The organism is Streptomyces sp. NPDC058619 (genome assembly GCF_042717785.1).
GTDB lineage: Bacteria > Actinomycetota > Actinomycetes > Streptomycetales > Streptomycetaceae > Streptomyces.
The window spans coordinates 57,937-78,362 of sequence record NZ_JBHXQN010000023.1; the positions used below are offsets into that span (position 1 = coordinate 57,937).

The 20,426-nt window shown below is 72.3% G+C and carries 16 protein-coding genes, 3 tRNA genes and 1 pseudogene; 9 read left to right on the forward strand and 11 right to left on the reverse strand.

Annotation, left to right across the window (positions count from 1 at the left end):
- Positions 1 to 15 precede the first annotated feature (15 nt).
- The 3 genes from ACFWTC_RS22600 to ACFWTC_RS22610 all read right to left on the reverse strand — a co-directional run bounded on the left by ACFWTC_RS22600 (position 16) and on the right by ACFWTC_RS22610 (position 3,594).
- Positions 16 to 1,290 (reverse strand): NAD(P)/FAD-dependent oxidoreductase, encoded by a 1,275-nt coding sequence (locus ACFWTC_RS22600; protein ID WP_383915321.1) that lies wholly within the window; start codon positions 1,288 to 1,290, stop codon positions 16 to 18.
- A 93-nt stretch (positions 1,291 to 1,383) separates the two neighbouring features.
- Positions 1,384 to 2,712 (reverse strand): deoxyguanosinetriphosphate triphosphohydrolase, encoded by a 1,329-nt coding sequence (locus ACFWTC_RS22605; protein WP_383915322.1) that lies wholly within the window; start codon positions 2,710 to 2,712, stop codon positions 1,384 to 1,386.
- 99 nt (positions 2,713 to 2,811) lie between these two features.
- Positions 2,812 to 3,594 (reverse strand): sirohydrochlorin chelatase, encoded by a 783-nt coding sequence (locus ACFWTC_RS22610; RefSeq protein ID WP_383915323.1) that lies wholly within the window; start codon positions 3,592 to 3,594, stop codon positions 2,812 to 2,814.
- Positions 3,595 to 4,042: 448 nt separating this feature from the next.
- On the opposite strand from ACFWTC_RS22610, the gene ACFWTC_RS22615 reads away from it, so the two are divergent.
- The 5 genes from ACFWTC_RS22615 to ACFWTC_RS22635 all read left to right on the forward strand — a co-directional run bounded on the left by ACFWTC_RS22615 (position 4,043) and on the right by ACFWTC_RS22635 (position 10,018).
- Positions 4,043 to 4,657 carry a vancomycin high temperature exclusion protein gene (locus tag ACFWTC_RS22615; protein ID WP_383915414.1) on the forward strand — a complete coding sequence of 205 codons (615 nt, stop codon included), beginning with the start codon at positions 4,043 to 4,045 and terminating at the stop codon, positions 4,655 to 4,657.
- Between the two features lie 72 nt (positions 4,658 to 4,729).
- The gene (locus ACFWTC_RS22620) at positions 4,730 to 5,494 is read left to right on the forward strand and encodes a glucose 1-dehydrogenase (RefSeq protein WP_383915324.1); all 765 of its coding nucleotides are present in this window, start codon (positions 4,730 to 4,732) and stop codon (positions 5,492 to 5,494) included.
- 119 nt (positions 5,495 to 5,613) lie between these two features.
- The gene (locus ACFWTC_RS22625) at positions 5,614 to 6,012 is read left to right on the forward strand and encodes a hypothetical protein (protein ID WP_383915325.1); all 399 of its coding nucleotides are present in this window, start codon (positions 5,614 to 5,616) and stop codon (positions 6,010 to 6,012) included.
- A 46-nt stretch (positions 6,013 to 6,058) separates the two neighbouring features.
- Positions 6,059 to 8,137 (forward strand): molybdopterin oxidoreductase family protein, encoded by a 2,079-nt coding sequence (locus ACFWTC_RS22630; RefSeq protein ID WP_384028054.1) that lies wholly within the window; start codon positions 6,059 to 6,061, stop codon positions 8,135 to 8,137.
- A gap of 750 nt (positions 8,138 to 8,887) precedes the next feature.
- On the forward strand, positions 8,888 to 10,018 hold the full coding sequence (locus ACFWTC_RS22635; RefSeq protein WP_384028053.1) for an RNA polymerase sigma factor: 1,131 nt from the start codon (positions 8,888 to 8,890) through the stop codon (positions 10,016 to 10,018).
- A gap of 80 nt (positions 10,019 to 10,098) precedes the next feature.
- Here ACFWTC_RS22635 and ACFWTC_RS22640 read toward each other — a convergent pair whose 3' ends face one another.
- The 4 genes from ACFWTC_RS22640 to ACFWTC_RS22655 form a co-directional block, all read right to left on the reverse strand.
- Positions 10,099 to 12,021 carry an ABC transporter ATP-binding protein gene (locus ACFWTC_RS22640; protein WP_384074395.1) on the reverse strand — a complete coding sequence of 641 codons (1,923 nt, stop codon included), beginning with the start codon at positions 12,019 to 12,021 and terminating at the stop codon, positions 10,099 to 10,101.
- A complete protein-coding gene (locus tag ACFWTC_RS22645) occupies positions 12,018 to 13,751 on the reverse strand; it encodes an ABC transporter ATP-binding protein (protein ID WP_384028052.1) in 1,734 nt (577 codons plus the stop codon). Before ACFWTC_RS22645 ends, ACFWTC_RS22640 begins: the two co-directional genes overlap by 4 nt.
- A 181-nt stretch (positions 13,752 to 13,932) precedes the next feature.
- On the reverse strand, positions 13,933 to 15,384 hold the full coding sequence (locus tag ACFWTC_RS22650) for an FGGY family carbohydrate kinase (protein WP_383915330.1): 1,452 nt from the start codon (positions 15,382 to 15,384) through the stop codon (positions 13,933 to 13,935).
- 98 nt (positions 15,385 to 15,482) lie between these two features.
- Positions 15,483 to 15,785 (reverse strand): YtxH domain-containing protein, encoded by a 303-nt coding sequence (locus ACFWTC_RS22655; RefSeq protein ID WP_383915331.1) that lies wholly within the window; start codon positions 15,783 to 15,785, stop codon positions 15,483 to 15,485.
- Positions 15,786 to 15,930: 145 nt separating this feature from the next.
- On the opposite strand from ACFWTC_RS22655, the gene ACFWTC_RS22660 reads away from it, so the two are divergent.
- The 4 genes from ACFWTC_RS22660 (at position 15,931) to ACFWTC_RS22675 (ending at position 16,949) form a co-directional block, all read left to right on the forward strand.
- Positions 15,931 to 16,003 (forward strand) — tRNA-Asn (locus ACFWTC_RS22660).
- Positions 16,004 to 16,008: 5 nt separating this feature from the next.
- Positions 16,009 to 16,081: transfer RNA gene (locus tag ACFWTC_RS22665), tRNA-Asn, on the forward strand.
- A gap of 183 nt (positions 16,082 to 16,264) precedes the next feature.
- Positions 16,265 to 16,338, forward strand: a tRNA-Ile gene (locus tag ACFWTC_RS22670).
- A gap of 119 nt (positions 16,339 to 16,457) precedes the next feature.
- Complete coding sequence (locus ACFWTC_RS22675) at positions 16,458 to 16,949, forward strand: hypothetical protein (RefSeq protein ID WP_383915332.1); 492 nt, start codon at positions 16,458 to 16,460, stop codon at positions 16,947 to 16,949.
- A 270-nt stretch (positions 16,950 to 17,219) separates the two neighbouring features.
- Here the strand turns inward: ACFWTC_RS22675 and ACFWTC_RS22680 are convergent, their stop codons facing one another.
- From ACFWTC_RS22680 to ACFWTC_RS22695, 4 genes and pseudogenes are all read right to left on the reverse strand, one after another.
- Positions 17,220 to 18,380, reverse strand: a complete 1,161-nt coding sequence (locus ACFWTC_RS22680) for an acyltransferase family protein (RefSeq protein ID WP_383915333.1) — start codon at positions 18,378 to 18,380, stop codon at positions 17,220 to 17,222.
- Between the two features lie 683 nt (positions 18,381 to 19,063).
- Positions 19,064 to 19,746 (reverse strand): annotated as a pseudogene (locus ACFWTC_RS22685) (NAD(P)/FAD-dependent oxidoreductase).
- A gap of 32 nt (positions 19,747 to 19,778) precedes the next feature.
- Positions 19,779 to 20,198 (reverse strand): arsenate reductase ArsC, encoded by a 420-nt coding sequence (locus tag ACFWTC_RS22690; RefSeq protein ID WP_383915334.1) that lies wholly within the window; start codon positions 20,196 to 20,198, stop codon positions 19,779 to 19,781.
- Positions 20,199 to 20,241: 43 nt separating this feature from the next.
- Complete coding sequence (locus ACFWTC_RS22695; protein WP_383915335.1) at positions 20,242 to 20,376, reverse strand: hypothetical protein; 135 nt, start codon at positions 20,374 to 20,376, stop codon at positions 20,242 to 20,244.
- Between the last annotated feature and the right edge of the window lie 50 nt (positions 20,377 to 20,426).

The window sequence follows — 20,426 nt, forward strand, 5'->3', positions numbered from 1 at the left end:
GCGGGGGCAAACCTGTCAGGCCCCCTCCGCCGTGACCAGGGCCGCGAGCGGAACCGACGGGTCCGCGAGCTTGTCGCGGTCCACGGGGGCCTTCGACCTGATCAGGGCCTGGATGTGTTCGGTGACGTCCCACACGTTGACGTTCATACCGGCCAGCACCCGTCCGTCCGAGAGCCAGAAGGCGATGAACTCCCGCTTGCCGACGTCCCCGCGGATCAGCACCTGGTCGTAGCCCCCGGCCGGCGCGTACCCCGAGTACTCCAGGCCCACGTCGTACTGGTCGGAGAAGAAGTACGGCACCCGGTCGTAACTGACCTCCTGCCCCAGCATCGCCCGCGCCGCGGCCGGCCCGCCGTTGAGGGCGTTGGCCCAGTGCTCGACGCGCAGCCGCGTCCCCAGCACCGGGTGGTGGGCGGCGGCCACGTCCCCCGCCGCGAAGACGTCCGGGTCGGAGGTGCGCAGGGAGGCGTCCACGGCGATCCCGCCGCCGTGCGCCCGGTCCACGAGGGCGAGCCCGGAGGTCTCGGCGAGGGCGGTGCGGGGCGCCGCCCCGATCGCCGAGAGGACCGCGTGCGCCGGGTGCTCCTCGCCGTCGTCGGTACGGGCGGCCAGCACCATGCCGTCCTGGCCGACGATCTCCGTCAGCCGGGCCCCGAAGTGGAAGCGCACCCCGTGCCCGGCGTGCAGGTCCGCGAAGAGCCGGCCGATCTCCGGTCCGAGCACCGAGTGCAGCGGGGTGGCCTCGGCCTCGACCACGGTGACCTCGGCCCCGTACCCGCGCGCCGCGGCGGCGACCTCCAGGCCGATCCAGCCGGCGCCCGCGATCAGCAGGTGGCCGTTGTCCCGGCCGAGGGCGGCCAGGACGCCCCGCAGCCGCTCGGCGTGGGCCAGGCGGCGCAAGTGGTGCACGCCCACCAGGTCCGTGCCGGGGAGGTCGAGGCGGCGCGGCTCCGAGCCCGTGGCCAGCAGCAGCTTGTCGTAGTGCAGCAGGGTGCCGTCGCCCAGGCGCACCGACTTGTTCTCGCGGTCCAGGTGCACCGCGGGCTGGCCGAGGTGCAGCTCGACGTCGGCGCTCGCGTACCAGGACGGCTCGTGCACGAAGACGCTGTCGCGCTCCTCCTTGCCCACCAGGAACCCCTTGGACAACGGGGGACGTTCATACGGGCGGTCGTGCTCGTCGCCGATCAGGATCACCCGGCCGGTGAACCCCTCGGCCCGCAGCGTCTCGGCCGCCTTAGCCCCGGCCAGCCCTCCGCCGACGATGATGAACGTCTGGTGTGCGTCGACCACCTGATGCCTCCTCATTACCTCTTCGTCACGTGCGGCCACATGCGAGCGTCCCGCACTGAGCGTGCCGCGTGAAGGGGGAGTGGCCCGATCGGCTCACCCTTCGGCGCGTCGTGTGCGCCCGGTGAGACGGGCGTGCAGGGAGCGGGCCGCCGCGTCCGTGAGGCACGCGATCTGGTCGACGACCGCGCGTTTCCTCGCCCGGTCGTCCGGGGCCGCGTCGAAGATGGCCCGGAACTGCGGGTCCAGTCCCTCGGGCGCCCGCCGGCTCAGCGCCTCGGCGAGTTCGGCCAGGACGACGCGCTGGTCGGCCCGGATCCGCTCCTGCTCGTCGCGCTGCATCACGTACAGGTCGGCGACCGCCTTGAGGACCGCGCACTCGTTGCGCGCCTCGCGCGGGACCACCAGCCCGGCCGCGTACCGGGTGAGGCGGCCCGGGCCGTACGCCTCGCGGGTGGCGCCCTCGGCGGCTTGGCAGAACCGGCCGATGAGCTGGCTCGTGCCGTCCTTCAGCCGGGCCTGGGCCACGGCCGAGCCGTCGTACCCGTGCGGCCACCACTCCTGCTCCATCAGCCGGTCCAGGGCCTCGCGCAGCTCCTCGGGCTCGGTGTCGGCCGGGACGTACCGGCCGATGGCGACCCGCCAGATCGCGGCCCGCTCGGGCTCGGCGTGGAGCAGGTTCGGGTCGAGGTGGCCGGCGTGCAGGCCGTCCTCGAAGTCGTGCACCGAGTACGCGACGTCGTCCGCCCAGTCCATCACCTGCGCCTCGAAGCAATTGCGGTCCGCGGGCGCGCCGAGGCGCAGCCACTCGAAGACCGGCAGGTCGTCCTCGTACGCGCCGAACTTCACCGAGCCGGGGTCGGTGGGGTGGTCGCCGCGGGCCCACGGGTACTTGGTGGCGGCGTCCAGGCAGGCCCGGGTGAGGTTGAGGCCGACGCTGACGAGCTCGCCGTCCGCGTCGGGCACGAACCTTTTGGGCTCCAGGCGGGTCAGCAGGCGCAGGGACTGGGCGTTGCCCTCGAAGCCGCCGCAGTCCTTGGCGAACTCGTTGAGCGCCTCCTCGCCGTTGTGGCCGAAGGGCGGGTGGCCCATGTCGTGGGAGAGGCAGGCGGCCTCCACCAGGTCGGGGTCGCAGCCCAGCGCCGCGCCGAGCTCCCGGCCGACCTGGGCGCACTCCAGCGAGTGGGTCAGCCGGGTGCGGGGGCTCGCGTCCCAGTCGTACGAGCGGGTGCCGGGGGTGACGACCTGCGTCTTCCCGGCGAGCCGGCGCAGCGCGGCGGAGTGCAGCACGCGGGCGCGGTCGCGCTGGAAGGCGGTCCGGCCGGGTCGTTTGTCGGGCTCGGTGGCCCAGCGCTCGGTGGCGGCGGGGTCGTAGGGCTCGCGGGGGTCGGTCGGGTCTGCGGGAGCGTGCGCGGTGCCTTCCATGGTCAGACGTTAACCGGAGACCCGACAATCCGAGCAATACGACCGCACGCGGTCCTCACGAGGCCCGTACGAGGCCCGTACGAGGCCCGTACGAGGCCCTTACGCGGACGCCAGCTGGAGACGGGTCCCCCGCTGGGCGAGGGCCTCGTCGTAGCGCTGGAGGACGAGGCGGGCCAAGGCCGGGTGGGCGCCGAGCGGGGCCGCGGCCGGGCCGGGAGCGGCGGCGGCGCTGCGGGTCGCGAAGTGGCCGGGGGCGGTGAAGTACGAGGCGATCGCGGGCCGGTGGTGGCCGCGGGCGGCGAGAGCGCGCACCGCCTCGGGGACGGTCGGGGAGGCGGCGGAGGCGTAGGCCGCGACGACGGCGACCCCGCCGAGGCGCTCGGAGAGCAGGGCGGCGACGGCCCGGGTGTCGGCGGCCGCGTCGGGGTCGCGCGATCCGGCGGCCGCCAGCACCACGGCCGTGCCGGGGGTCCAGCCGGCTTCCCGGAGCCGGTCGCGGAGGGCCTCGACGAGCAGCGGGTGCGGGCCGAGGGGTGCGGCGACGCGGACCCGGAGGCGGGGGGCGCGGGCGGCGGCCGCGGGGAGGTCCCGTTTGACGTGGTACCCGCGTCCGAGGAGCAGCGGGACGAGCACCGCCCCGCCGGGGGCCCCGGCGGCCCCGACGGCGGCGTGGTCGGAGACCGCGCGCAGGGTGTCGGTGAGCAGCGGGGCGTTCAACTCCAGGTGCCCGAGCCGTACGTCGAGGAGCGGGCGGAGCTCGCGGACCCCTTCGAGGAGGGCTTCGACGGCGCGCGGGGCGCGCGGGTCGCGGCTGCCGTGGGCCACGGCGACGAGGGCGGGCTGCTGTTCGTGCTGCCGGTGCTGGTGCTGCTCGTGCTGCATGGGTGGGCTCCGGGGTGACGGGCGCGCGGCGGGCACAGCCCGCTGAGCTGCGTGCCGAGTTGGGCGGTGATCCGGGTGAGCAGCTCGGCGGCGCTGCCGAAGGGGAGGGACAGGGTGTCGGGAGGGTGCACCGGCTCCGTCATGAACCGATCCTGCGCGCCGGAGGTTGCCGGTGCGTTGCGCCGGGGTGTCGGCTCTTTTCCGGCTGCTCACTCGCTCATTCGTACGGGTGAAAGGTGGAGGCCGTGGAACTGGGCGCCGGGGCTGTTCGTCAATCCGTGCGAACGGTGTTGAGTGCAAGGGGGGAACGGTCATGGGAATGCCGGGCTGGGTGCGGGCGGTGGCGGGACGGTCGGCGGGGGCGGTGCGGGCGGCGGCGGGGCGGCTGAGGAGGGCGGTGCGGCTGCCGCGCGGGGTCGGGGCGCGACGGCGGGCGGTCCAGGTCGTGATGGCGGGGTGCGTGCTGGCCCTGCTGCCCTCGGCATGGACGCACGCGACGGCGGCCGACCGGTTGCGGAGCACGGCGGACGCTCCCGCCGCCGAGGTGGCGATGGTCTTCGGGGCGGGCCTGTGGAACGGGCAGCCCACCCCCTATCTGGCCAGACGGCTGGACGCGGCCGCCGAGCTGTACCGGGCGGGGCGGGTCAGGGTCGTCCTGATCACGGGGGACAACAGCCGCACCGAATACGACGAGCCCGGCGCGATGCGCACGTACCTGACGGGGAAGGGGGTGCCGGGCGACCGGATCGTGAGCGATTTCGCCGGCTTCGACACCTGGGACTCGTGTGTCCGGGCCAGGGAGATATTCGGGGTCGAGCGGGCCGTGCTGATCAGCCAGGGCTTCCACATACGCAGGGCCGTGGCCCTGTGCGAGGCCGCGGGCGTGGACTCCTACGGGGTCGGGGTCGACGACGAGCACGACGCCACCTGGTACTACGGCGGCACCCGCGAGGTCTTCGCGGCGGGCAAGGCGGCCCTGGACGCGGCCTTCAAGCCCGAGCCGCGCTTCCTCGGGCCGAAGGAGCCGGGGGTGTCGCGGGCCCTGACCGCTCTGGCAGACTGACGCGCGGTCCGGCTATGCCGATTAGTCATATGCCGGTTTGGCTGTTCGAGCGTCTGGGGCGGAACCGTGGCTGTGGTGGATCTGAGCGGCAAGATCGTCCTCGTCACCGGTGGAGCCCGCGGCCTGGGCGCCGCCATCGCCCAGGACGTCGTGGACGGCGGGGGCCGGGTGCTGATCACCGACGTGCTGGAGACGGAGGGCGCGGAGACCGCCGCGAAGCTCGGCGACGCGGCGCGGTTCGTCCGGCACGACGTCACCAGCGAGGCCGACTGGCAGGCGGCGCTCGACCGCGCGGTGGCCGAGTTCGGCCGCATCGACGGCCTCGTGAACAACGCCGGGATATCCACCGGCCAGTTCCTGGAGCACGAGAGCGTCGAGCACTTCCGCCGGGTCGTCGAGATCAACCTCGTCGGCGTGTTCATCGGCATCAAGGCCGCGATCCCGCTCCTGCGCGCCGGAGGCGGCGGGTCCATCGTCAACATCTCCTCCGCCGCCGGACTGACCGGCCTCGCGCTCAGCGCCGGCTACGGGGCCTCGAAGTGGGCGGTGCGCGGCCTGTCGAAGATCGGCGCGGTCGAGCTCGCCGAGGCGCGGATCCGCGTGAACTCCGTCCACCCCGGCATGACCCTGACCCCGATGACCGCACCGGTCGGCATCCAGGCCGGCGAGGGCAACTACCCCGGAGCCCCGATGGGCCGCGTCGGCGTCCCCGGGGAGGTCGCGGCGGCGGTCGCGTTCCTGCTCTCGGACGCCGCCGGGTACATGACGGGCGCCGAACTCGCCGTGGACGGCGGCTGGACGGCGGGCCTGACCGTAAGGTACCTGACGGGCCAGTAGCCCCGCGCGGCCGATGCCCCTCCCGCGTGCCCAGGCGCCCCCGGATGCCCCCGGCGCCCCGGGTGACTCCGGGCGGATATCCGCGTGCCCGCGGCCGGGCCGCCGGGTACGGTCCGGCCGTGAACGATCACGACGCACCACTGGTCCGGGACGTCTTCCCCGGCCTGGCCGCCGACCTCGTGCGGCTCCTGGGGGAAGAAGGGGAGCACGCCCTCGCCATCTGCGCCCACGACCTGCGCATGGTCCGGGACTGCGGCTGCGGGGACGACTCCTGCCAGAGCTTCTCCACCGCACCCCACGAACCGGGCGTGCCCTTCGGCCCGGGCCACCGCACCGTGTGCCTCTTCCCGGGCTCCGGGTACCTGAACCTCGACGTCGTCCACGGCCGGATCATGTACGCCGAGGTCCTCGACCGGCCCGCGATGCGCCGGGCCGCCCCACCGCGCCGGGCCGCCTCACCGCGCCCGGCCTCACCGCGCCCGGCGGGCGGCGCTGAGGCGGCCGTACGGGAGGTGTAACCGGCGGCGGGGGTCCGTGTAACACCGGCGACGCAGGGTGGGGGGCATGCACCCCCCGGAAGCCTCCGTCACCGCCACGCACTGCCCGTACTGCGCCCTCCAGTGCGGGATGAACCTCCGGCCCGAGCCCGGCGGCACGGGCGTGGCGGTCGAGGAGCGGACGGACTTCCCGGTCAACCGGGGCGCGCTGTGCGGCAAGGGCCGCACCGCCCCCGCCGTGCTGTCCTCCCGGGTGCGCCTGACCGAGCCGCTCGTCCGCACCCACGCCGGGCGGCTGGAACCGGCCACCTGGGAGGAGGCTCTCGGCACCGTCGCCGAGGGTCTGGCCCGCACCCGCCGGACCCACGGCCGTGACGCGGTCGGGGTGTTCGGCGGGGGCGGGCTCACCAACGAGAAGGCGTACGCGCTCGGCAAGTTCGCGCGCGTCGCCCTGCGCACCTCGCAGATCGACTACAACGGCCGCTTCTGCATGTCCTCCGCGGCCGCCGCCCACCAGCGGGCCTTCGGCCTCGACCGCGGTCTGCCGTTCCCGCTGGAGGACGTGCCGCGCACCGGCTGCGTGATCCTCGTCGGCTCCAACCTGGCCGAGACCATGCCCCCGGCGCTGCGCTACCTCACCGAACTCAAGGAGAACGGCGGCACCCTGATCGTCGTCGACCCCCGCCGCACGCGCACCGCCGAGCAGGCCGACCTCCACCTGGCGCCCCGCCCGGGGACCGACCTCGCGCTGGCGCTGGGCCTGCTGCACCTGGTCGTCGCGGAAGGCCGTACGGACGACGCGTTCATCGCCGCCCGCACCACCGGCTGGGAGGAAACCCGCGCCGCCGCGATGGCGCACTGGCCCGAGCACGTCGAACGCGTCACGGGCGTCCCCGTCCCGAAGCTCCGCGAGGCGGCGGCCATGTTCTGCGCGCCCTCCTCCGCCATGGTCCTCACGGCCCGGGGCCCCGAGCAGCAGTCCAAGGGCACCGACACCGTCGGGGCCTGGATCAACCTGTGCCTGGCCACCGGCCGAGCCGGCCGCCCGCTGTCCGGATACGGCTGCCTCACCGGCCAGGGCAACGGCCAGGGCGGCCGCGAGCACGGCCAGAAGGCCGATCAACTCCCCGGCTACCGCAAGCTCACCGACCCGGCGGCGCGCGCCCACGTCGCGGGGGTCTGGGGCGTCGACCCCGACAGCCTCCCCGGCCCCGGCCGCAGCGCCTACGAACTCCTCGACGCCCTCGGCACCGACGTGAGGGCCCTGCTCCTGATGGGCTCCAACCCGGTGGTCTCCGCCCCCCGCGCCGCCCACATAGAGGACCGCATCCGCTCCCTGGACTTCCTCGCGGTCGCCGACGTGGTCCTCTCCGAGACGGCCGCCCTCGCCGACGTGGTCCTCCCGGTCACCCAGTGGGCGGAGGAGACCGGCACCACCACCAGCCTGGAGGGCCGCGTCCTGCTCCGCCGCCGCGCCCTGACCCCGCCGCCCGGGGTCCGCACCGACCTGGAGGTCCTGCACGGCCTGGCCTCCCGGCTCGGCGTCGAGAAGGGCTTCCCCACCGCCCCCGAGGAGGTCTTCGACGAACTGCGCCGCGCCTCGGCGGGCGGCCCGGCCGACTACTCGGGCATCACCTACGCCCGGATCGAGTCCGAGCAGGGCGTCTTCTGGCCCTGCCCCGAAGGCGCCGCCGGCACGCCGCGCCTCTTCCTCGACGCCTTCGCCACGGACGACGGACGCGCCCGCTTCGTCCCCGTCTCCCACCGCGACGCCGCCGAGGTCCCCGACGCCCGGTACCCGCTCTTCCTCACCACCGGCCGGGTGGTCTCCCAGTACCAGTCCGGCGCCCAGACCCGCCGGGTCGACGAGCTCAACGCCGCCGCCCCCGGCCCCTTCGTCGAGCTGCACCCCCGCCTCGCGGCCCGCCTCGGCGTCGCCGACGGCACACCGCTGGCGGTGACCTCGCGCCGCGGCCGCGCGGTGGCCCCGGCGCGCATCACCGACACCATCCGCGCGGACACCGTCTTCATGCCGTTCCACTGGCCCGGCGAGGGCCGCGCCAACACCCTCACCAACCCGGCCCTGGACCCCGTCTCCCGGATGCCCGAGTTCAAGGTCTGCGCGGTCCGCGTCGAACCGGCCTGACCGGCAGGCCGAACTCCCGCCGGCACCCAGGCAGAACCCCGGCAGGCCGCTTGACCGGCCTGCGCGAACGTCGGTCGCAGCAGGTCCAGCAGCCGCCGGCGGACGTGCCGGTTCCCCGAGACGTCGATCCCCGGGTACTCGTGCCGAAGGCCGTCCAGTCGGTGCCCTCGAAGCCGCCGAAGTGACGGACAGCGCGGGCGGGGTGTGGACACCGCCCGCCTCCCACTCCCCGGACCTCCGGAACACCTCCGCCGGCAGCGGGTACGGCAGTACGCGGTCCTGCGCGAGCGGCGAGCAGCACCGCGTCGTGCAGGTCCTTGCACCAGCGAGTCCGCCCACCCCGAGGCGCCACCGCCCGCAGCGCGACCTCCATCGCGGTGCGCCGGACACGCGCCGGCAGCCGCAGCACGAGGTGGTGCTCGAAGTAACCGCCGCCGGGGCCCGCGGGCTCCGAGGTCCACGGCACGGTCTCCACCGTGACGCGCACCGGGTCGAAGCCGGCCGCCCGCAGCTGCGGCACCAGAACCTCGTGGCCCGTGCGGTCCCGCACCGTCACGTGGGTTCGTACGCAGGCTTGAAAACGATCTTCTCGGACATGAGTCCGATCCGCGTCGGGGTTCCCGCCGGGGGGTAACCATCCGGTCACGTACCGGACCCAGAAAGTGCTCGCACGCCCCTCGTGGCGGTGATGTGCCGTACGCCACACTGAGGTGCGGTGCCCCCGTCCTCGGAGCCCTGGAGGCCGCCCCCGTGCAGACCCAGCCCTTGACCGTGAACGTGAGCGAGTCCTCGGAGGCCGACGAGGCCGAGGCAGAGGCCGACGCCGTGGACGGAGCAGCGGACGAGGCCGCCGAGGAGCCCGACGTACCGGAGCTGCGCGAGCCGGAGCTGCACGTGCCGGAGTTGCACGAGCCGGTACCGGTACCGGCGCCGCGCCTGCGCAGCGGCAGCGACGCCAACAGCGGAGCGGGCCCCTCCGCCGACCTGTTCCGGCAGTACCTGCGCGAGATAGGCAGGATCCCGCTCCTCACCGCCGCCGAGGAGGTCGACCTCGCCCGGCGCGTGGAAGCCGGACTGTTCGCCGAGGAGAAGCTGGCCAGCACCCCGGACCTCGACTCCCGGATGGCCCTCGACCTCGACAAGCTCGTCGTCATGGGCCGGATGGCCAAGCGCCGTCTCATCGAGTCGAACCTGCGGCTCGTCGTCTCCGTCGCGAAGCGGTACGTGGGCCGCGGGCTCACCATGCTCGACCTCGTGCAGGAGGGGAACCTCGGACTGATCCGGGCCGTCGAGAAGTTCGACTACGCCCGCGGCTACAAGTTCTCCACCTACGCCACCTGGTGGATCCGCCAGGCGATGTCCCGGGCCCTCGCCGACCAGGCCCGGACCATCCGCGTGCCGGTCCACGTCGTGGAGCTGATCAACCGGGTCGTCCGCGTCCAGCGCCGCATGCTCCAGGAGCGCGGGTACGAGCCCACCGCCGAAGAGGTCGCCACCCACCTGGAACTGACGCCCGCGCGGGTCATGGAGGTGCTGCGCCTCGCCCAGGAGCCGATCTCCCTGCACTCCCCGGTGGGCGAGGAGGACGACGTCGCCCTCGGCGACCTGATCGAGGACGGCGACGCGGCCTCTCCCGTGGAGTCCGCCGCGTTCTTCCTGCTGCGCGAGCACCTCGAAGCCGTGCTCTCCACCCTCGGCGAGCGCGAGCGCAAGGTCGTCCAGCTGCGGTACGGGCTCGCCGACGGCCGCCCCCGCACCCTGGAGGAGATCGGGCGGATCTTCGGCGTGACGCGCGAGCGGATCCGCCAGATCGAGTCCAAGACCCTCAACAAGCTCCGCGACCACGCCTTCGCCGACCAGCTCCGCGGCTACCTGGACTGATCCGCGACCGGCCCGCCCACCCGCGGCGGGGCGGGCGGGCCGACCGCGTCGACTGGTCGGCCTCCGCTGGTCGACCTCGGCTAGTCGACCTCCGCGACCGCCTGCGCAAACTGCGCCGCGTACAGCCGCGCGTAGGCGCCGTCCGACGCCAGCAGCTCCTCGTGCGTTCCCTGTTCCACGATCGAGCCGCTCTCCATCACCAGGATCACGTCCGCGTCGCGGATCGTGGACAGCCGGTGCGCGATCACGAAGGACGTACGGCCGTGCGCGAGGCGGGACATCGCCTTCTGGATCAGCACCTCGGTCCGGGTGTCCACCGAGCTCGTCGCCTCGTCCAGGACCAGGATCACCGGGTCGGACAGGAACGCCCGGGCGATGGTGATCAGCTGCTTCTCGCCGGCGCTGACCCCCGCCCCCTCGTCGTCCAGCACGGTGTCGTAGCCGTCCGGCAGGGTGCGGATGAAGCGGTCCGCGTGGGCCGCCTTCGCCGCCTCCTCGATCTCGCTCCGAGTGACCTCGCGCGAGGCGCCGTACGCGATGTTGTCCGCGATGGTCCCGCCGAACAGCCAGGTGTCCTGGAGCACCATGCCGATGCCCCCGCGCAGTTCCTCGCGGGTCATCTTCGCTATGTCGACGCCGTCGAGCGCGATCTCCCCGCCCGTGACCTCGTAGAACCGCATCAGCAGATTGACCAGCGTCGTCTTGCCGGCGCCTGTCGGGCCGACGATCGCGACCGTGTGACCCGGCTCGACCGTCAGCGAGAGGTTCTCGATCAGCGGCTTGTCCGGCTCGTAGCGGAAGGCCACCTTGTCGAGCGTGACCTGCCCGCGCAGCCGCTCCGGCCGCTCCGGCACCACCGCGTCGGCCTCCTGCTCCTCCGCGTCGAGCAGCTCGTACACCCGCTCCGCCGAGGCGACGCCCGACTGCACCAGGTTCGCCATCGAGGCGACCTGCGTCAGCGGCATCGAGAACTGGCGCGAGTACTGGATGAAGGCCTGCACGTCACCGATCGACAGGGTGCCCGAGGCCACCCGCAGACCGCCGACGACCGCGATCAGCACGTAGTTGATGTTCGAGATGAAGAACATCACCGGCTGCATGATCCCGCTGACCAGCTGCGCCTTGAACGTGGCCCGGTACAGCTCCTCGTTCTGCTCGGCGAACAGCGCCGCCGACTCCTTCTGCCGGCCGAAGACCTTGACCAGCGTGTGCCCCGAGTACATCTCCTCTACGTGGGCGTTGAGCGTGCCCGTGGTCTTCCACTGCGCCACGAACTGCGGCTGCGACTTCTTGCCGATCTTCGCCGCGACGAAGATCGAGACCGGTACGGTCCCCAGCGCGACCAGCGCCAGCAGCGGCGAGATCCAGAACATCATCGCGAGCACGCCCACGATGGTCAGCAGCGAGTTGAGCAGCTGCCCCATCGTCTGCTGGAGCGTCTGCCCGATGTTGTCGATGTCGTTGGTGGCGCGGCTGAGCACCTCGCCGCGCTTCTGCTGGTCGAAGTACGACAGCGGAAGCCGCGACAGCTTCGCCTGCAGCTCCTCGCGCAGCCGGTACACGGTGCCGTTCATGACGTGGTTCGACAGCCGCGTCGCGACCAGCATCAGCAGGCCGGCCAGCGTGAACACCACCAGCGCCCAGATCGCCACGACCCCGACAGCACCGAAGTCGATGCCCTTGCCGGGGGTGAAGGCGGTGCCGGACAGCATGTCGGCCATGCCGCCCTGCCCGTCGGCCCGCATCCGCTCCAGGGCCTGTTCCTTGGTGATCCCGGACGGCATCTGCCGCCCCACGATCCCCGCGAACACCAGGTCGGTGGCGTCGCCGAGGATCTTCGGCCCGACGACCGCACAGCCGACGTTGCCGACGACCGCGCCGACCATGCCCCACAGCTTGGCCCGATCCTGCGCGAGCTGGCCCAGCAGGCGCTTGCCCGAGCCCTTGAAGTCCATGGACCGCTGGGCCGGCCCCGTCATCATCCGTCCTCCGGGCCCGCTCATGCGGCCTCCGCCTCCGTCAGCTGGGAGAGCACGATCTCCCGGTAGGTCTCGTTGCCGGCCATCAGTTCGTGGTGCCGCCCCTCGCCCACCACCTGGCCTTCGTCCAGGACGACGATCCGGTCGGCGTCGCGGATCGTGGAGACCCGCTGGGCGACGATGACCACGGTCGCGTCCTGCGTCTCCCGGGCGAGCGCCGCGCGCAGGGCCGCGTCCGTGGCGTAGTCGAGCGCCGAGAAGGAGTCGTCGAACAGGTAGATCTCCGGTCGCTGCACCAGGGTGCGGGCGATGGCCAGGCGCTGGCGCTGGCCGCCGGACACGTTGGTTCCGCCCTGGTTGACCGGAGCCTCCAGGCCGCCCTCCAGCTCCGACACGAAGCCCTTGGCCTGCGCGACCTCCAGGGCCCGCCACAGCTCTTCGTCGGTCGCGTCGGGGCGCCCGTAGCGCAGGTTGGAGGCAACCGTTCCGGAGAACAGGTACGGCTTCTGCGGGACCATGCCGACCGTCCTGGCCAGCAGGTCCGGGTCGAGCCGGCGTACGTCCTCCCCGTCGACGAGCACCTCGCCGCCCGTCGCGTCGAACAGCCGGGGGACCAGCCCCAGCAGCGTGGACTTGCCGCTGCCGGTGGAGCCGATCACCGCGGTGATCTCGCCGGGCCGGGCCACCAGGTCCACCCCGCGCAGCACGGGCACCTCGGCACCCGGGTAGCGGAAGTCGGCGCCGCGCAGTTCGAGCTGCCCATGCCGGGCGAACTTGCGCACCGGGTCGAGAGGCGGGACGACGCTGGAGTCGGTGTCCAGGACCTCCTGGATGCGCTCGGCGCAGACCTCGGCGCGGGGCACCATCATGAACATGAAGGTGGCCATCATCACGGACATGACGATCTGCATCAGGTAGGCGAGGAACGCCGTCAGCTGGCCGATCTCCATGCCGCCGCTGTCGACGCGCATCGCGCCGAACCAGATGACCGCGACGCTGGAGATGTTCACGACCACGATGACGGTGGGGAACATCAGCGCCAGGAGCTTGCCGGCGGCCAGCGAGACGCCGGTCAGGTCCGCGTTGGCCTCCCGGAAGCGCTCCTTCTCGTAGTCGTCGCGGACGAACGCGCGGATCACGCGGTTGCCGGTGATCTGCTCGCGCAGCACCCGGTTCACCGTGTCCAGGCGCTCCTGCATCTGCCGGAACAGCGGCCGCGTGCGGAAGACGATCGCGCCGACCGACAGGCCGAGCACGGGGACCACGGCGAGCAGGACGCCGGAGAGCTTCACGTCGAGGGAGAGCGCCATGGCGATGCCGCCGACGCACATGATCGGCGCCGAGACCATCAGTGTGAAGGTCATCAGCACCAGCATCTGGACCTGCTGGACGTCATTGGTCGTACGGGTGATCAGGGACGGGGCGCCGAACTGGCCGAGCTCCCGCGCGGAGAAGCTCTGCACCCGGTCGAAGATCGCGGCGCGGACGTCGCGGCCGAAGGCGGCCGCGGTACGGGCGCCGTAGTAGACGGCGCCGACGTTGCAGACGAGCTGGACGAGCGAGACGGCCATCATCAGGGCGCCGAAGCGCAGGATGTAGCCGGTGTCCCCGTTGACGACACCGTTGTCGATGATGTCCGCGTTCAGGGTCGGCAGGTAGAGGCTCGCGCTGGTCTGCAGCAGCTGGAGCAGGACCAGCAGAGCGATGGGTTTCCGGTACGGACCCAGGTGGGTCCGCAGAAGTCGTATGAGCACGCGCAGGCTCCGGTCGGCAAGATCGAGGGGGGTTCACCCCATCTTGGGCCAACCGGCGGCCCGATCCCCACCGGATTTCGCAAAGCCCGGTCAAAAGGAGTAGGCAGCCGTACGCCCCGGCCCCGGGCCCGTCCCCGCGCCAGCCGGCGGGCCCGGGGACTCCGGTTCCGTACGGTGCGCCCTACGCGAACGCGCCCGGGTGGATCTGCTCCCGCGTCGCGGTGTACTGCTGCCGCACCGCCCGCCAGGCCGGGAGCTCCTCGTCCGGTTCGAAGACCTCCGCGGCCGGGGACGGCCAGACCGGCGGGGTGTGCGGGGCCAGCGTGCCCCGCGCCGCGCCGAGCGCCCAGGCCGCTTGGCGGGCCGCGCCGAGCGCCGCGTAGTCGGCCGGCGCGGGGACCACGATCTGCGTCCCGAACAGGCCCGGTGCAAACGCCTGCACGGCGGGCAGCTCGGCCGCCGCGCCGAGCAGGAACACCCGGCGGATCTCGACACCGCGCGAGCGCAGCACGTCAAGGGCATCCACCAGCCCGCACAGCATGCCCTCGAAGGAGGCCCTGGCCAGGTGCTCCGGCTTCATCGAGTCCCGGCGGAGCCCGGACAGGGTCCCGGCGGTGTGCGGCAGGTTCGGCGTCCGCTCACCCTCCAGGTACGGCAGGAGCACGAGCCCGTGCGCGCCCGGCGTCGACTTCATCGCGAGCGCGGAGAGCCCCTCCAGGTCGGTGCCGAGCAGCTCCGCCGTGCCGCGCAGGGCCCGTACGGCGTTGGAGGTGTTCACCACCGGCAGGTGCAGGCCGCTGGCGTCGGCCAGGGAGGTGATCAGGCCGCCCGGCTCCGACAGGGCCTCGCGGTGCACGGCCATCACCGAACCGGAGGCGCCCAGGGAGACCACGGCGTCGCCCGGGGCGAGGCCGAGCCCCAGCGCGGCGGCCATCGTCTCGCCGGTGCCCGCGGAGATCAGCAGACCCTCGGGCGTGGTCCCGGCGGCATCGGACGGGCCGAGCACCTCGGGCAGCAGGGCCCGGTGCCCGAGCGCCATGTCGACCAGGTCGGGGCGCCAGGAACCGGTGGCCGCCGACCAGTACCCGGTCCCAGAGGCGCCGCCCCGGTCGGTGGTCCGCCGGACCGGCCGGCCCAGCAGCTGCCAGACCAGCCAGTCGTGCGGGGACATCAGCACGGCGACCCGGCGGGCGGCGTCGGGATCGGTACGGGCCAGCCAGGCCAGCTTGGCTATCGGCTGCGCGGAGTGCGGGACCGCGCCCACCGCCTCGGACCAGGCCTGGCGGCCGCCGAGCGAGTCGATGAGGTCGGCGGCGGCGACCTGGCCGCGCTTGTCGTTGCCGACCAGCGCGGAGCGTACGAGAGCGCCCTGCGCGTCCAGCGGCAGCAGGCCGTGCTGCTGCGCGGAGACCCCTATGGCCTGCACGCCTTCGAGGAGCCCGCCGCCGGCGGCCTCGCCGAGCGAGAGCAGCCAGGCCTGCGGATCGGTCTCGTGGGGGTTCGCGCCGTCGGGTTCGCCCGTGGGCTGTGGATGGGGTGCGTACCCCTGGCGCAGTACGGCGCCCGTATCGGCATCGCAGACGACGATACGAGTGAAGGTGGAAGAGCTGTCCAGCCCGGCGACTATCCCCATGCGTAGGATTCTGCCGCACGCGCGGCCGGACTCCACCGCCGCGGACCCCCGGAGGCCCCGCGGGGACCCCAGGGGCCCCCGCGGGCCCCGCGACGGGGTCAGGTGTTGCTGGTGCCCCAGTCGTCCTCGGCGCCGCCGCCGACCCGGTCGCGCAGGCCGCGCACCCGCTCGGACAGGCCCTGCGGCACGGCGTCGCCGACCTTCTGGCTCACCGCGGTGAAGGCCTTCCCGGCGAACTCCCGCCCGTTGTGCCCGGCGGTCTCGGCGGCGTTGCGCACCACCGGATGCTGCGCCACTTCGCGCGCGGACTTCTTCAGCTGCTCGTACCGCTCGCGCCCGGCCCTCGTCCCGAGCACGTAACCCAGGGTCAGTCCGACCACGAACGTGACCTTGTACCGCATGCCTGCCACCCTTCGTCGTGGGGAGCCCGGCCCGCTGGCGATACCGATTGGCGGAGCACCCCCCTGCTTGCGCTAATCTATGTCTCGCAACGGACGGTCGCCCCCCGGCAAGGCCGGAGGTGGGCTGTTCGATGCACCGCAGCAATCCCCTGTAGCTCAATTGGCAGAGCAGCCGACTGTTAATCGGCAGGTTACTGGTTCGAGTCCAGTCGGGGGAGCGCGGTCCCCTGTAGCTCAATTGGCAGAGCATTCGGCTGTTAACCGGAGGGTTGCTGGTTCGAGTCCAGCCGGGGGAGCAAGGAAGAAGAGGGCCCCGGGTGGGTCCTCTTCTTTTTTGCCCTCCTCTGGAACCGGGCAGCCCTCAGCGCGGTCTCTCTGAGCAGGCGAAGCCGATCATGCGAGGCACCCGAGGCAGGAGATCGTATGAGCGGCTATGCTGCGGCAGACGGCGCGCACATGTGTACGCGCCACGCCGTGAAGGGGCGGTAGCTCAGCCGGTTAGAGCAGCGGACTCATAATCCGTCGGCCGTGGGTTCGAGTCCCACCCGCCCCACCGCACCCCGGGTCAGAAGAAACGTTCTGACCTGGTCATGTGCTGCTCGCGCCCAGGGGCGCTAGGCGCGGCACCCAGTTCCTCATGCGGTCCAAGCCCGTCGGCCGCCGGTGCTGGTCATGTTCCCGGCCTACTCCCATCTGAGCCGGATCGGCGGCCTTGCGGTTCGTGTCATCGAGGCAGACATCCTCGTGCGCGGAACCGATGGCAGCGGCAGCACCGGCACCTACCGGCTGCTGACCACTCTGACCGATCACCGCACCGACCCTGCCACGTCGCCGGGTCGCCTCTGTCGCGGGCGCTGGGAAGTCGAGTGCGCCCTCTCCGCCCCGCGTCACACTCCCTCAAAGGTCGCGTCCCCGCGCTCGAAGGACCCCGCGGGGACCACCCAGGAACTCCGGGGCCTGCTCGCGCTCTACAAGGCCCTGCGCTCGGTCATGGTTACCGCTGTCGAATCCCAGGGGTCGGATCCCGACCGGGCCTGCTTCGCCGTCGCCCTCGAAGCCGCACGCGACACCGTCATCCGTATCAGCGGACTGAGCCCCGAACCCGGCCCCGACGGATCGCTCGCGCGCGCGGCGTCACCGGCCGGAAGCCCTTCAACAGCCTGAGCAGGCACTCGGCCACTGGGCCCGGGGCGGCCGCTTGGTCCGCACCGCTCCCGGCACCTACAAGATCACTGCCCCGACTTCCTGCTGCCGGAGCTGATCGAGGCCAGGGTCCTCACCCCGGACGGCTGCCACGCGGACGAACCGGACGCGGATCGCCTCATCCTCGCCGTCCTGGAACACCACTTCGGCCTGTCCGTGCCCCGCCGCCTGGTCAAGGAGACCCCGCTCCCGGGGTACGTGACCTGCGCGCAGTAGGGGGGACAGGGAGGCTCAGACCTGGACGGTTGCCGGCTGTTGCGCGGCGGCTTCGGTCGGCGCCGGCGCGCCCGGCTGCAAACCGCCTCCCGCCGCGGGTCCGACCGGTGCTGGGGTACCGCCCGCCCGGAGTTCGGCCAGGCCCGAGCTGATACCGCGCTTCAGCAGCCGGGAGAGCGGGCGTTCGACGATCCGGTGCACCGCGTAAGCGGCCACCAGCATGCCCACCGTGACCAGCCCGACCAGGGTCCACTTCGGGATCCGGTCGTGGAGCAGCCTGATGGCCGTCCACCCGATCGCCTCGTGCAGCAGGTACAAGGGATACGTCAGGGAACCGGCGACCGTCAGCCAGCGCCAGCGGATGCGGGAGAGCCAGCCGAGCGACACCGCGGCCATCACCGCGTAGCACAGCATGATCATCACGTAGGCGGGCCAGGCCGGCAGGTGCCGGCCGCCGAGCGCCGCGTCGATCGCCTGCTGGTGGTCGCGGGCGTAGATGAGGGACAGTGCCAGGCTGACGCCGATGATCGCCCAGAGCAGCAGGGTCGCCCGGAAGCGGTACATCAGGTAGTAGGCGAGACCGGCGATGAAGAACGAGGAGATCCAGGGCATCGCGATCACCTGGAGGGGGCCCCACTCCATCGCGACACTGCCCAGTCCCGCCACCGTCCACAGCATGCAGAAGGCGACTACGCGGCGGTAGGTGAGGCCCTGCCGGACGACGAGGGCGAACAGCAGGTAGAAGCAGAGCTCGTACCAGAGCGTCCAGTACGAGGCGTCCACGTTGGTGATGTGCATCGCACCCTGAAGCATCGTCAGGTTCGCCAACACCTCGTGCGCGTGCAGTGGCTGGGCCACCATCGGCCATACCGTCAGCACGGCGGTGGTCGCCAGCACCCCGAACCAGTAGGCCGGGTACAGGCGGACGACCCGGGACGTGAAGAAGTCGCCAAGTCCCCGCCCCCAGGTGCTCATGCCGATCACGAAGCCGCTGATCAGGAAGAACAGGCTGACACCCGTCCACATGTAGGCCCCGAACTTGGAGGCCAGCGGGAAGACGTGGGCGATCGGGCGCGACCATGCGTTGCCCGCCCCGGCGGCGGCGCCGCCGTAACCGACGTAGTGGTGGAACACCACCATCAACGCGGCCAGGATCCGCAGTCCGTCCAGCGCCACGAGGCGGCCACCGGCCCGCGCGTTCCGCCTGCGACCGCCATGGGCGGCCGTGGCGGGTATGCCTTGCGCAGGCTGATTCGTGGGCTCCACGTGACTTTCCCCCAGGGGTTCCGATCTGCCCCGGACCTCTTGGCGGTGGACTGGTTTGGTCTACGCGGCGAACGGGGGTGCTCGGGGGATTCTAAACCAGGTACGCGGACGCGATTGTGCCCCATATCCGGACCTATCGGACAGGGTGGTTTCCGGACCGCGAAGCTGGCCTCCTCGCGGAAGGGCGGCCCCTCCTGCGGTTCTTGCCGCCGACGCGGGGAACGGCCCGTAGTGAAAGCGTTGCGCAGTGGAAACGGCCCGGGACGGAGATCAAGGGTCCACGGATGTGTCCGTCACCTCGGGTCCCCGGATGGGTTGGGCTGCTGGGCATGCCCGCGACCAGGACGCCTGCCAGGTGGCCCGGACTCAAGGCGATGGGCGCCCGGACTGTACCTGGCGCGTCTCCCTCCAGACCGCCTCGGGCTCTGCTCCGAGGAGCGTCTGGGCGACCTCGCTCGATCCGGTCGCCGTGCTCCGAGGCGATGGCTTCGAGCGGCGGGGTGAGCTGACGGCAGGGGCGTACCAGAGAGCCCAGAAGTCGACGACCACGGGCTTGCCGCTCTGGAGGACATCGGCTTCGAAGGATGCGTCGGTCACGTGCGCTCGGCGTCGAGCGCGGCCTGGCAGCCGGTACCGGCGGCCGTGATGGCCTGGCGGTAGGTGTGGTCGACGACATCGCCCGCGGCGAGCACTCCGGGCAGGCCGGCGCGCGTGGAAGGATACTGGACCTTGAGGGAGCCCTCGCCGTGCAAGTCGACCTGTCCGGTGAAGAGCTCGCTGCGCGGGTCGTGCCCGATGGCGATGAACAGGCCCGTCACGTCGAGGTGGCGGGACTCTGCGGTGAAAATGTTGCGGACCGTCAGACCGGAGAGCTTGCCGTCCTTGCCGTACAGCTCGGTGATCTCGCTGTCGACGAGGAATGAGATCTCGGCGTCCGTGAACGCGCGGTTCTGCATGACCTGGGAGGCCCGCAGGGTCGAGCGCCGGTGAACGACCGTCACGGACTTGGCGAAGCGGGTCAGGAAGGTCGCCTCCTCCATGGCGGTGTCGCCGCCGCCGACCACGACGATGTCGCGGTCGCGGTCGCGGAAGAAGAGGCCATCACAGGTGGCGCACCAGGACATGCCGCGGCCGGGAAGTTCTCGACCTCGGGGGTCGTCGTCAGCGAGCCACCGGCGAAGATCGCACCGCCGAACAGGAGCGGCTTCAGGTCGGTGGGCGCCGTGTAGAGCGCGGCGGTGTACCCGGCGGGGCCGATGACGATGACGTTGCGTATGCCGTCGCCGGCGGTCGTCTCGGACGCCGGCGTCAGACCTGCTTCTTGGCGTCGATCTCGGCGATCAGGCCCTCGATGAGGCCCTTGATCTCGTCGCGGATGGGGCGGACTGCCTCGACGCCCTGGCCGGCCGGGTCCTCGAGCTGCCAGTCGAGGTAGGTCTTGCCGGGGAAGTACGGGCAGGCGTCGCCGCAGCCCATGGTGATGATGTAGTCGGATGCCCGGGCGGCCTCGGTGGTGAGGACCTTCGGCTTCTGGTCGGAGATGTCGATGCCCAGCTCGGCCATCGCGGCGACCGCGGAGGGGTTGATCTGGTCGCCGGGCACGGAGCCGGCGGAGCGGACCTCGACGCGGTCTCCGGCGAGGTGGCGCAGGAACCCGGCCGCCATCTGTGAGCGGCCCGCATTGTGGATGCAGACGAAGAGGACGGAGGCGGCAGGAGCGGAGGACATCTTTTCTTCCTTGGGGTCGGTCGACTGCGGTCGCGGTGGGGGGTCAGGGGGCGAGCCGGGCGAGCAGCCCGGTGATGTGCGCGTCGATGGCGTCGCGGATGTCGCGGACGAGGGGGAGCCGGGCAGCCCCCGCGGCCAGGCGTTCGTCCGGCAGAAGGGGAGGGAGGGGTGTGGACATGGCGTTCCCGTTCAAAGGAGCCAACAAGGTCAGCTCGGACTGGTGTCAGC

Excerpts from the sequence above, each read along its gene's own strand:
- ACFWTC_RS22605 (WP_383915322.1), bottom strand. The coding sequence starts at position 2,712 with ATGGAAGGCACCGCGCACGCTCCCGCAGACCCGACCGACCCCCGCGAG.
- ACFWTC_RS22610 (WP_383915323.1), bottom strand. The coding sequence starts at position 3,594 with ATGCAGCACGAGCAGCACCAGCACCGGCAGCACGAACAGCAGCCCGCC.
- ACFWTC_RS22615 (WP_383915414.1), top strand. The coding sequence starts at position 4,043 with ATGGCGGGGTGCGTGCTGGCCCTGCTGCCCTCGGCATGGACGCACGCG.
- ACFWTC_RS22630 (WP_384028054.1), top strand. The coding sequence starts at position 6,059 with ATGCACCCCCCGGAAGCCTCCGTCACCGCCACGCACTGCCCGTACTGC.
- ACFWTC_RS22640 (WP_384074395.1), bottom strand. The coding sequence starts at position 12,021 with ATGAGCGGGCCCGGAGGACGGATGATGACGGGGCCGGCCCAGCGGTCC.
- ACFWTC_RS22650 (WP_383915330.1), bottom strand. The coding sequence starts at position 15,384 with ATGGGGATAGTCGCCGGGCTGGACAGCTCTTCCACCTTCACTCGTATC.
- ACFWTC_RS22655 (WP_383915331.1), bottom strand. The coding sequence starts at position 15,785 with ATGCGGTACAAGGTCACGTTCGTGGTCGGACTGACCCTGGGTTACGTG.
- ACFWTC_RS22675 (WP_383915332.1), top strand. The coding sequence starts at position 16,458 with ATGTTCCCGGCCTACTCCCATCTGAGCCGGATCGGCGGCCTTGCGGTT.
- ACFWTC_RS22690 (WP_383915334.1), bottom strand. The coding sequence starts at position 20,198 with ATGTCCTCCGCTCCTGCCGCCTCCGTCCTCTTCGTCTGCATCCACAAT.
- ACFWTC_RS22695 (WP_383915335.1), bottom strand. The coding sequence starts at position 20,376 with ATGTCCACACCCCTCCCTCCCCTTCTGCCGGACGAACGCCTGGCCGCG.